We start from the raw sequence: 12,162 nt of genomic DNA, 5'->3' as shown, positions 1-12,162 counted from the left end.
ATGGTCGACGTAATTAAGAACACGCAGATGCACTGCTCATATGGCTGCAAGACCTCAAAAGCGGTCCAGCCAAATGTTGCAGGAAAGTTGATATCAAAGGCAAAGCGCCCTCTGTTCGTTGTAGGATCTCAGATCCTTAAAGACGAAGAGTTGTTGAAACGTGCCATTGAGATCGCAAAGAAAGCTGATATGCCGGTAGCTGCTACCGGCCATTCTATCAAGGGTTTTGTGGATGCAGGTGTAGATGCAAAATACATCAACGTCCATGCTCTTGCAACATATCTTTGTGATCCTAACTGGACCGGCCTTGACGGCAAAGGCCAGTATGACACAATAATTTCACTGGGACATTTCAAGTACTATATCAATCAGGTATACTCAGGTCTGAAGAGCTTCTCTAAGCTCAAGACCATCTCCATTGACAGACATTATCTCCAGAATGCTACTATGTCTTTTGGTAACATAACTCCGGAGATACACGTTGAAGCACTGGACGAATTGATAGAGAATCTCTAATACCCGACAAAATCACATAAATCAGATTACAAACATTAGATTACCATTACGGAGGACAAAATATGGCAGAGGAATTCCCCTTTGAGATATCCCCTATGTTCGAAGGGGAAAGAATTAGAAAGGACGGCATGCACGTCGAACTCTCAGGACCGAAATCAAAAGGTTACGAGCTTGTAAGAGCTACACCTATGGATGAAGTAGAGGATGGTAAGTTCACACTTATCGGTCCTGATCTTTCAGAAATGGAAGAGGGATCAAGACATCCATTCGCAATGATCTACAAGATCGCAGGAGAACTTGTGGAAGAAGACCTTGAGTCTATCGTCGAACGTAGGAACCACGATTTCCAGAACTACATCCAGGGTTTAATGCACTTGAACCAGCGTTATGATGTATGGATACGTGTAAGCAAGGATGCTGTGGCTAAGGGCTTGACATCATTTGAGCCAATAGCACAGGCTGTTATGATGCTCTTCAAGAATGAACTTCCATTCATAGAGAAGGTCGAAGCTGTCTATGTGACAGATCTTGCAGAGATCGAGAAAGAGATGGACAACGTAAAGGCTATCTACAAGTCAAGAGATGACAGAACACGTGACCTGCATGATGAGGACGTAGACACATTCTATGGATGCAGTCTCTGTCAGTCATTTGCCCCATCCAATGTTTGTGTTATCACACCAGACAGGATCTCTCTTTGTGGTGCTATCAACTGGTTCGATGGTCGTGCAGCAGCAAAGGTCGACCCTGAAGGTCCACAGTTCGCTATTCCTAAAGGCGATGTTGTCGATGCTGAATCCGGTGAATTCTCCGGTGTTAACGATATCGCAAAATCACTTTCAAGCGGTGAATATGATCGTATCAAACTTCACTCTTTCTTTGAATATCCACACACATCATGTGGCTGCTTTGAGGTAGTAGGTTTCTACATACCTGAGGTCGATGGTATAGGCTGGGTAGACAGGGATTATGCAGGCACTGCACCAAACGGTCTTCCATTCTCTACAATGGCAGGTCAGACTGGTGGTGGAAAGCAGGTTTCTGGTTTCCTTGGTATCGGGATAAATTACTTCAGGTCACCAAAGTTCATCCAGGCTGATGGCGGATGGGACCGTGTCGTATGGATGCCAAAACACCTGAAAGACCGGGTGCTTTCTGACATACCTTCTGAGATCGCTGATAAGGTTGCAACCGAAGAAGATGCTCCGGACCTTGATTCACTTAGGAGCTTCCTTACTGACAAGAACCATCCAATAGTCGAGAGATGGGAAGCAGAGGAAGAACCTGAAGCAGAAGAAGAGGTAGAGGAAGAAGCAACATTTGCAGCACCGGCAATGATGCAGGCAGCAATGCCAATGCAGGGTATGCCAATGATGATGCCACCTTCATCCGGAACCGGCGGCGTTAAGATCATTCTCAAGAACGCAAAGGTCAGCATAGACAAAGTGATAATCCAGAAAAAGGAGTAAACGAGGCCTTCTGTGACAAAAGTAATTGCAATAACAGGTAAGGGTGGAACAGGGAAGACTGCAATAACCAGTCTTCTCATCCGCCATCTTACAAGAACTGATAAGCTTGTCCTCGCTATCGACGCTGACCCGGATACAAATCTTCCGGAGACCCTTGGTTGCGAGACTGTCAAGACAGTCGGTGATATGAAGCAGTTCATGCAGGATGAAAGGGACAACTTCCCTCCTGACATTAACAAGGAATCCATCTTCGAATCAAAGATCTATGAGATCCTTGAGGAGATGCCCAAGTACGACCTTATCGTAATGGGTCGTCCTGAAGGCTCCGGTTGCTATTGTTATGTCAATAACCTGCTTCGTGGTATCATGGACAAGGTCGTAAAGAACTATGATGTTGTTATTCTTGATACGGAAGCCGGACTTGAGCATTTCAGTCGTAAGATCATCCGTGATGTTGATGATCTCATCGTGGTTACCGATGGCTCAAGACGTGGTCTGAGGACCGCCGAGCGCATCAGGGAACTTACCGAGGAGCTTGAGACCAACATAAAGAATATCTATGTTGTTGCGAACAAGGTCACAGATGCCAATAAGGAAGAAATCAAGAAAACTGCAACAGATCTTGATCTCGAACTCATCGGAACTGTTCCGATGGACAGCATGATCGCAGAAAGAGACCTTAAAGGGCTGCCCCTTTTCGATCTTCCTGACGAGTCTGTTGCTGTACAAGAGGTTGGAAAGATCGCGGAGAAACTTGGTTTATAAGAACTTTCATTACTTCATTTAAGCAAATGGTGGAATTCATATGTCAAATAAGATGAAATTATCAGGTCTTACTGATATTCTAAAAGATCTTGATGTCGAGTCACTTGAAGGAGTGACCATCGAGGGAGACATCGAGCTTGATATCAGTGGAGGCGGAGGTCTTAATCCTGCTATGGCCTATGCACTTGGTCATGAAGCAGCACAGATCTCATTACATGTCGCAAACATCGCAAGGATGTTGGGATACCCTGTTGACCAGCTTTTTGCTGCATCCATGGGCGGACTTCCACAGGCACCTGTAGCCGGACAGTCCAGGATACAGGATCTCATTCCTGCAAAGTTCGATGTTTCTAAGATGAGCGAATGGGCAACTCCTATCCAGGAAGTGACCCTTGGTGCCACATCAGCAGATGGTGGCTCAAGGAAGAGCACTGTAACTCTGGGTGGCGAGAATGCACTTCCATATTACTTCGATGCTGAAATGCCACACCGCAACTACGTTACAATGGATGTCTTCGATATGCCTATCGGAATGGCAAAATCTGTCAAAGGCAACTATGAAGATGTCATGAACGATCCTGCGGAATGGGCAAAGAAGGTCGTACGTGACTTCAATGCAGATATGGTTACCATACACCTTATCTCAACAGATCCTCTCATCAACGATACACCTGCAAGGGAAGCAGCAAAGGTCGTAGAGGATGTCCTCCAGGCAGTTGACGTACCTATTGTCATCGGTGGTTCAGGTAACCCACAGAAGGACCCTGAGGTTCTCGAAAAGGCAGCTGAGGTCGCAGAAGGCGAACGTGTACTTCTGGCATCTGCAAGTCTCAACCTTGATTACGAAAGGGTTGCAAAGGCTGCAACAGACCACGGCCATGCAGTACTTTCATGGACACAGCTTGAGATCAACGCACAGAAGGAACTCAACAGGAAGCTCATGAAGCAGTGTGGTGTCCCAAGGGACAGCATCGTAATGGACCCGACAACCGCAGCTCTTGGTTACGGTCTGGACTATGCTTACACTAACATGGAACGTATAAGGCTTGCAGGTCTTATGGGTGATGAAGAACTGACATTCCCAATGTCTTCCGGTACTACCAATGCATGGGGTGCCCGTGAGTCATGGATGAAGGAATCTCCACTCAGCCAGGATTCCGACTGGGGTCCACGTGAGTACAGAGGTCCTATCTGGGAGATCGTCACAGGTCTTACACTCTCACTTGCAGGAAACGATATGTTCATGATGATGCATCCAACATCTGTACAGGTACTCAAGGAGATCACACAGACACTCTATGGTTCCATTGAGGCAGATGAGATCGACATTTCCAACTGGATCGGAGCGGAGGTGTGAAAAATGAAAATTAACAGCCCTCTTGAAGCTTATAAATTCCTTCCGGGCACCAACTGTGGTGAGTGTGGCGAAACATCCTGTATGGCATTTGCATCCCACCTTATTGACAGGTCATTGAAAGCTACTGATTGTACACCTCTTGTAAATGAGGGAAAGTACAAGAAGAAGTATGCTGAGCTGGAAGCACTTCTTGCACCTGAGATCAGGGAAGTTGTGATCGGTGTCGGTGAAAAGGCAGTAAGCATTGGTGGCGATGATGTATTGCACCGCCATAAACTTACATTCTTCAACAAGACCGCATTTGCATACGATGTCTGGGACACTATGGATGAGAAGGACCTTGTTGAAAGAGTCAACAAGATCCAGGACTTCAAGAAATTCTATGTAGGAGATTTCCTGACACTTGACATGATCGCAGTGCGCAGCATTTCAGACGATCCTGCAAAGTTCGCAGCAGCAGTAAAGAAAGTAATGGAAACCACTGACTTCCCAATGGTCCTCTGTTCATTCAACCCTGAAGTCCTCAAGGCAGGACTTGAGGTGGCAGCAGAGAAAAGACCGCTCCTTTACGCAGCTAACAAGGACAACTGGCAGGATGTTGCAGCTCTTGCACAGGAATACAATGTTCCTGTGACAGTGTTCGCACCAAATGACCTTGATATGCTCAAATCACTGGCTAAGACATTCTCAGAGAATGGTATTGAGGATGTTGTCCTCGATCCGGGAACCTTCCCAACAGGCAAGGGACTGAGAACAACCTTCCAGAACTTCCTGAAAATCAGAAGGGCAGGCATCAATGGTGATCGTGACATTGCATTCCCAATCATGGCAGTACCTCTTACAGCATGGATGGCACACGATGACGATGTCAGCGCATCCTACTGGGAAACCGTGGTTGCATCAGTGTTCACTGTCAAGTACGGCGATATCATGATACTCCACAGTATCGAGGGATACGCACAGCTTCCAGAAGTTCACATTCGTGACACCATCTACACCGACCCACGTAAGCCGGTCACAGTAGATCCGGCAGTCTATGAGGTAGGTTCACCAACAGCAGATTCACCTATGCTTGTCACAACCAACTTCGCACTGACGTACTACACTGTAGAGAGCGATCTGTCATCCAATGGCATTGACTGCTACCTTACAGCTATCGACACCGATGGTATTGGTGTGGAAGCTGCTGTAGCAGGCGGTCAGCTCACAGCTGCAAAGATCAAGAAGGGACTGGAAGATGCAGGCTTCGACATGAAGGAGAAGCTCAATAACAATGTCATTGTACTTCCGGGACTTGCAGCACGTCTTCAGGGTGATGTGGAAGACGAAACTGGTGCCGCTGTTATGATCGGTCCGGCAGATTCAGGAAGACTTCCTGGCTGGATGGAACAGAACTGGCCACCAAAGAAATAAATCTATTTATCCTATCCGTGTCAGCTCTGGCACGGAAAACCTTTTTTTTATTGTACTACCATTTATCTAGCTATGGCTAAGATCGAACCAAAGCAAACTTTTCTAAAACGTCACAACAACGTTGTACTTCTTATCGGTGTTTCACTTCTACTCGCAGGTTTTTATGGTCTCTTCTATAGTGGTCAGGAAGATCAATGGACAATGACAGATGATGGCTTGTTGTCATATCCTGAGCGTGAAGAACTTGAATATTCCGTCATCAATCTTGATAATTCCAACTCTGGTTATGTTGTAAAGACCATTTCTTACACAAGCAGGGAAACGGAAGTGAATTCCCTTCTGACCATTCCCAAAACAGGCAATAATGATAGCAATACAGTTCCTGGCGTTATCATATTACCTGGTGCGGGAGTTACTAAAGAGGACGAACATGGCCTTTCTGTGCTGCTGGCCGATATGGGCTATGCATCAATCGTCATAGACCAGCGAAATCTTGGTTCAGTGAATGTGGAAAATGATATAATGCTCTTCAGGAACGGTGCTGAACCTGTAGAATTCCTTATGGTATATGATGCACTGATGGCTTCAGATGTGCTACGTGATCAGGCGAGGGTCGATGACTCGAAGATAGCAATGCTTGGTTCTAGCAATGGTGGAAGGTTTGCTATCATTGCAACGTCAATCGATGAGTCCATCTCCGGTGTTATAGGCATAAGTACAAGCGGATATGGATCTGATTCTCTCGACCGGGAAGAGGTAATTGATCAGGCAGCTTATGATCTTTACGTATCCATTGACCCTGACAACTATGTTGGTGGCATATCTCCACGTCCTTTTGTGATGATACACTCGCTCAACGACACGATCATTCCTTACGATGCAGCTATGAGTACATTCGAAAAAGCAGAAGAACCAAAGTCATTCGGAACAGTTGATGGCACAGCACATGGTTACACTGATGCGATGTATCCATATCTGAAGGATGGGTTGGAAATAATCTTTGCTTAATGGATGAATGAATAATTAAGCTATTAAAAATAAAAAATAAAAAAGAAACAGGCATCCATTTAAGGATGCCACTTATCCTTTAGAGTCTTTGCCTGCGGAATCCATATATGATAGTTCCTACAGCAACAAGAACAACTGCAGTAGCGATCACATCAGATCCTGAGAAACCACTCGAGGAGGCGTTCTCTTCAGAGCTTGATTCCTTTTTCATCTCGTATCCTTCCACATAGTTGTCATCCACTGCAGATGCCTGTTCTGTAGCAGTTCCATAACCGGCTGCATCATTGCTTGTGCTTGTGCTATTGACTATGTTTGCAGAAGGTGTGTTCGAACTGCTCTTGTGGGAACTCGTTTCAGGATAACGATGTGTTGCGTCCTGCATCAATTCATTATATTTGTCGATGGTTTCCTGTGAAACAACACCTGGTACAGACATTATACCCTGTACATAATCATCGAACATAATATTTCCACAAGTATGATGACAGCATGTAACACCATTTCTGACCATGGATTCTGCATATTCACTCACAAGGCTTTGAAGTACCTCATCAGATGCATCCCAGTATCCTTTACGTATGGCCTCGATCATCCTTGCTTGCATTGATTGCTCTGCCCACGGGTTTTCAGCTTCGAACCAATCATCAAGTCCAAGGCCGTATTTGTCTTCCATGTAGACGGTATACATTTCGTTCCACATGTCGGCGGTAACCTCATCCGGAAGCATTACGTTAAGTCCCCAGAAGTCTTCCAGCATCCGATCTAATTCGCTTGCACCAACATATCCGTGTTGCATCATGCCTTCGATCCATGTAGGGTTCCAGTATGTAGAACGCAGATCCCTTGCAAGGAAAGCACCAAGTGTTTCTGTCATTGCCTGGTTTGGATCCTTCAGGTTCACAATGAACATTTCCGGAGTATCGCCGGAGACATTCCTGACTGCCATTCCGAAACCTCCGAAGAACTCATAGGTATGGTCAAAGATCACACTGCTACTTCCACGGCCGGAATTGCCGCTTCTGCTGAACAACACAGCTTCGGTATCTGCAAGTGCATTCTTGAATACTTCTGTGTCCTTGAAAGCCCATATATTGTCACCGTAGGCGTAACTCATAGAGTTGATGTAAAGGTTTGCAAGTTTCTCTTCCTCGGTCCAACTACCACTTGCATCAACTGCATTGGTCAGGCCACCGATACCCCAGCTTCCATCGTCCGGACCAAATATCCTGCATTTTGAAAGATCTCTGGCATCGGATGAAGTGTAACTTCCTGTGGCTATAAGAGCATCATAGATAGTGTCTGAATGCTCCTTTACGTAGTTGTCATATGTGGTGCTTTCTGCTTCTGCTGCAAGTCTTACTGCCCTGTCCATAAGCTGGATCTGCCATTTCCAGTTGTCACGATAGACACCTGTCGTAGTGACAACTACATCGATCCTTGGCCTGCCTAGTTCCGCTTCTGGAATGAGTTTGACTCCCTCCACTTTACCGGATGAGCTATAGTCTGGTTCCACACCCAGCAGGTACATTATTTCAGCTTCCATGACACCCTTATGCCTCATGGATTCGGAAGACCACATTACAAATCCGACCTTTTCAGGATACTCTCCATCATGATTTGCCTTCCATTCTTCCAGGAATTGATCAACGAGCTCCTTACCCATTTCCCAGGATTCCTTTGTTGGAACAATGTTCGGGTTAAATGCGAAGAAGTTCTTTCCTGTAGGCAGTACTTCATCAGGGCTTCTTGTAGGATCATCACCCAATGCTGGCGGGATGTACTTTCCGTCAAGGGCATTGATCATACTGTCAAGTTCGGCTTGTGTAGATGCTTTTAATGCATTAGAATAGTCTATTGCACTATAGAGGTCGTTGACAACAGTTAGCTGTTCATCAGTGAGACGCCTGATTATTACAACAGTGCAATCTGGTTCAGCAATTTGAGTTTGATCCTGGCAGATACCCGAAACTTCTCCAAGAAGGGAATTGACAATAACTCCCGCATCATTGTCCTTATACATAACAAGGTCAAGGTTAGCCTTGGAAGATTCAGTTGAATTTATTTCAATATTTTCGGTTGTAAGATACCAGTTATCTCTGCCTTCACTATAATACAGTGCCGTAATGTCATATTCACCGTCACAAACTCCTGTGAATGTGTAGTTTCCTGTTGAATCTGACTGTTGCATGTCAATTATTTTTCCATCTTGTTGGAGAAGCAGTTTAGTCGTATTTTTGGCATATAGGGAACTCATAGCTGAATATTGAGCTCGTCCGAAAATTTCAACAGAACCAGATACTTCTACCTGTGGATTTGCTTCCATAAGGTCGAGTACGTATTCAAGCTCCTGATTGGTAGTGCCCGTTCCGTTCTTTGAAAGGTTTATATTGATGTCAGGTATAGCTTTTCCGCCTTCAGCAGTGATGTATTCACTTCCGGTTAACCATCCATCTGCAACTTCTTTGAATGCATAGACTGTGTATTTACCATCTTTTACAAATTTGATGTCGTAAGCTCCGGAGTCATTTGATGTTACATTTGAATAATACTGACCGGATGAATAGTCAATGTTGAAAACATCAATAACAACATCCATTGAATTGTTTCCATTCACCACAACATCTTCAAGCAAAGCATCAAGAGCATTTGGAGAGTGTGCAGGACTCAATTCATCAGGATCTTCGCAGAGGCCTGTTGCATTGACATGTTCCCTGAAGTCGTTTCCAAGCATTGATTTGACCATTGCAACGAGACCTTCATCGCTCATATCTTCGCCAAGTATGTGAAGACCATAAGGCATATATGAAGATGATATCTCGTGCAGATAGTCGTGTACCGGACCATAGAGAATGAAATTGTCAAATGTGTCGTTATCCATTGCGGAAAGTTCTTCGGGTGAAACATCCAGATCCTGCTCAAAATTAAGATCTTCGTAGTAGTTAATTATGGAGTTTTTATATGTCTGTTTAGAAGAACCTTCACCTTCTTCATAATTATGCATTGCATCATGAAGCTGAGTTAAGTTTCCGTAAAGTCCTGAATTGACTATAGGTGCAGTAAGATGGTCTATCATCACTGCATTACCTCTTCTCTTTGCGGTTATGCCTTCTCCGATACCTCCGACATCATAGAGGTAAACAACAGGCATATCCTGTATCAGGAGAGCTGGCCAGCATTCTTTGACAGAGAGCCCAACTCCTTTACCGTCCAGCCATTCCTGTGTACCGTGTCTTCCGAAATGTACGACAGCATCAGTATCGAAACCTCCTTCAGCCTGTTCCTTGTTCAGCCACAGGTAGAAAGCAATGTAGTTGTGTGATGGTGGAACTGATTGGTCGTGATACAGCATTGTATCATTTATTGTAAGGCCTCGTGGGGGTTGTGGTGCAATGAGCACATTTCCAACTTCGATCTTCGGGAACACAAAGTACTGGCCGGATTCATTTTCATAGACCATTCCCTGACCCGGAGCTTCGCCCCATGTATCAATTACACTCTGGCGTGCAGCAGGTTCAAGTTCATCGAACCATTCCTGATATGTTTCCACAGGCAGAAGTTCCACTTCATAGTTCTCTACCATGTATTCAAGTTCACCAGGAGCCCAAACTCCGATATTCCTGCCCTGCTGGAGCACAAGTTCAAGGAATTCAGATCTATTGAGGTTCATTCCATCCAGATCGTAACCTGATTCGTTCATTGCACTTAGAAGATTAGGTATACTTGGTGCAACATCAAGATTTGCAGCTACTAAAGCACCCTGTTTGCCGTGGTTATAGTAGATTATGGCAACTCTTTTGTCTTCGTTTTTAATGTGCTGCAGATCCATCCAGCGAACCGTACGGTCTACCATCCATTTCATCTGATAATCTATTGGTTGGAAGGTCCAGGCATCCATTTCCTCATTATATTCTTTTCCTCCTATGACAATGGATTCGATCTCACCACCAATCTCCATGATAGGAATCTGATACTGGAATCTTCCATCTTGTCCGCTGACGGATTCTTCCCATTCCTTGATAGTACCCTGATACTGGATACCATTGATCACAGGGACTTCCATCTCCTGAAGAGCTTCAGTCTGCCATACGTAAGAGGACATGCTTGATACGCCCATTCCCACATCAATGAATGCATTGACCTTCCATTCATTGTCAGCTTTGAAATACGATTCAGCATCATCCATGTCATAAATTACACTGGGGCGGAATGCAGGTATTACGTTGATGCCTCTTGATTCCAGCTCTTCGATAAGTGCTTCGGTAACACCGTCACACAGGTCGCCGTCATGGCCTTCAAAGAACGTTACGCCAACGGTGTAGTTGTCAGGATTGTATACATGATGTTTTCCGTCATCATCAGAGTACCACTCCAGGTAAGAATCCAGGTCTTCGAATATTTCGTATCCTGCATCCGGGTGGACGATCCCAGTGGTTGGGGTTATTGATGGTTCTTCTATCTTGATAGGTCCTGTATAATTTGTGAAGGGCTCTGAAAGGTCAACCACTGAAAGGTAGGTGATCAGGCGAACGATATTGTTGTCATACTGTTCCATCCAGTAATCTTCAAGATATGGATGTTCTGTATGATTCACATAATTTATGTTGCTGAACTCTTCAAGGTCATAATTGTGGTCATACACAAAGGTTCCCGGATTTGTTTCACTGATCATTTCCTGAACCTGTGGTTTGAGGTTTGCACCCAGGAAACTCATGCCTCCTTTCCAGCTGATGAAAACAACGTCATACTTGCTCATGTCGATGCTATCATTAAATGGTGTGTAGAAGATCTCCACTCTATTTTCACGATAGCTGCCATAAACATCGACATAGTCTTCCATGGCCATATCTTTAACAGCCTGCTTTGTCATGTAGGTCTCTTCAGCGCCAAGAACAAGGAAAAGGACGTTTTTGGTCTTGTTTTCCTCTGGCAAATTGCTTGTGATCAGGCTGATCTTCCTTTCAATGTCACTTCCTTTAGGGTTGGTCGCAGTAAGTTTTACATTGAAGAATCCAACACTGTTATATGTGTGTACAGGATTTTGTTCTGTAGAAGTGAAGTTGTCACCGAAATCCCAGTACCACGAGGTTGCGTTTTCTGAGAGATCGTTGAATTGAACATCTAAGGGGCAGTCACCGTATGTTGTATTGATTGAGAAATTAGCAATCGGTAGAGAGATTTGTCCCTTTTCTTTAAGCAGAACAATTGTGCATGATTTGGATTTTGTACTGGTATTTGTTATTCCAGCAATTGATGAACGATTTAATAATGAATAAACTTCTGAATGATCTACTGGACCTCTTTTTTCCAAGTTCACAATTTTGTATTCATCAGAATTATTAATTTCCAGATTAAGCTCCTTGTTATATGGAATTATTGAAGTTCCCATTGGAGTTTCATTGACTGCAATTAGAGTGTATTGTCCATTAGGGAGATCGGGAATTATGAATTGACCATTTAGATCACTCGTTGTATTTGCAACCAGTTTTTGAGTTTCAGAATCCAAAACTACAATTGTGCATGATTTGGATTTTGTACTGGTATTTGTTATTCCAGCAATTGATGAACGATTTAATAATGAATAAACTTCTGAATGATCTACTGGACCTCTTTTTTCCAAGTTCACAATTTTGTATT

The 12,162-nt window shown here is 44.4% G+C and carries 7 protein-coding genes; 6 read left to right on the top strand and 1 reads right to left on the bottom strand.

Annotated elements, in window-relative coordinates:
- From cdhB to E7X57_RS07185, 6 genes are all read left to right on the top strand, one after another.
- The gene (gene cdhB, locus E7X57_RS07210) at positions 1-516 is read left to right on the top strand and encodes a CO dehydrogenase/acetyl-CoA synthase complex subunit epsilon (RefSeq protein ID WP_135612126.1); all 516 of its coding nucleotides are present in this window, start codon (positions 1-3) and stop codon (positions 514-516) included.
- A 62-nt stretch (positions 517-578) separates the two neighbouring features.
- On the top strand, positions 579-1,985 hold the full coding sequence (gene cdhC / locus E7X57_RS07205; RefSeq protein WP_135612124.1) for a CO dehydrogenase/CO-methylating acetyl-CoA synthase complex subunit beta: 1,407 nt from the start codon (positions 579-581) through the stop codon (positions 1,983-1,985).
- A gap of 12 nt (positions 1,986-1,997) precedes the next feature.
- Entirely contained in the window at positions 1,998-2,750 is a 753-nt protein-coding gene (locus E7X57_RS07200) for an AAA family ATPase (RefSeq protein ID WP_135612122.1), read from the top strand.
- A gap of 40 nt (positions 2,751-2,790) precedes the next feature.
- Complete coding sequence (gene cdhD, locus E7X57_RS07195) at positions 2,791-4,107, top strand: CO dehydrogenase/acetyl-CoA synthase subunit delta (protein ID WP_135612120.1); 1,317 nt, start codon at positions 2,791-2,793, stop codon at positions 4,105-4,107.
- A 3-nt stretch (positions 4,108-4,110) separates the two neighbouring features.
- Positions 4,111-5,520, top strand: a complete 1,410-nt coding sequence (gene acsC / locus E7X57_RS07190; protein ID WP_135612118.1) for an acetyl-CoA decarbonylase/synthase complex subunit gamma — start codon at positions 4,111-4,113, stop codon at positions 5,518-5,520.
- A 72-nt stretch (positions 5,521-5,592) separates the two neighbouring features.
- Positions 5,593-6,528: an alpha/beta hydrolase gene (locus E7X57_RS07185; RefSeq protein WP_135612116.1), complete on the top strand. Its 936-nt coding sequence runs from the start codon at positions 5,593-5,595 to the stop codon at positions 6,526-6,528.
- A 79-nt stretch (positions 6,529-6,607) separates the two neighbouring features.
- Here E7X57_RS07185 and E7X57_RS07180 read toward each other — a convergent pair whose 3' ends face one another.
- Positions 6,608-11,836 carry a cobaltochelatase subunit CobN gene (locus E7X57_RS07180; RefSeq protein ID WP_244603634.1) on the bottom strand — a complete coding sequence of 1,743 codons (5,229 nt, stop codon included), beginning with the start codon at positions 11,834-11,836 and terminating at the stop codon, positions 6,608-6,610.
- Positions 11,837-12,162: the final 326 nt, after the last annotated feature.

The organism is Methanococcoides sp. AM1 (assembly GCF_900774055.1).
In the GTDB taxonomy this organism is placed as follows: domain Archaea; phylum Halobacteriota; class Methanosarcinia; order Methanosarcinales; family Methanosarcinaceae; genus Methanococcoides.
Note: the sequence above shows the minus strand (reverse complement) of the source record. Positions and strands in the feature narration are given on the sequence as shown.

What these genes read in the sequence shown, in the direction of transcription:
- E7X57_RS07185 (WP_135612116.1), top strand. Translation starts at nt 5,593, where the DNA reads ATGGCTAAGATCGAACCAAAGCAAACTTTTCTAAAACGTCACAACAAC.
- acsC (WP_135612118.1), top strand. Translation starts at nt 4,111, where the DNA reads ATGAAAATTAACAGCCCTCTTGAAGCTTATAAATTCCTTCCGGGCACC.
- cdhB (WP_135612126.1), top strand. Translation starts at nt 1, where the DNA reads ATGGTCGACGTAATTAAGAACACGCAGATGCACTGCTCATATGGCTGC.
- cdhD (WP_135612120.1), top strand. Translation starts at nt 2,791, where the DNA reads ATGTCAAATAAGATGAAATTATCAGGTCTTACTGATATTCTAAAAGAT.
- cdhC (WP_135612124.1), top strand. Translation starts at nt 579, where the DNA reads ATGGCAGAGGAATTCCCCTTTGAGATATCCCCTATGTTCGAAGGGGAA.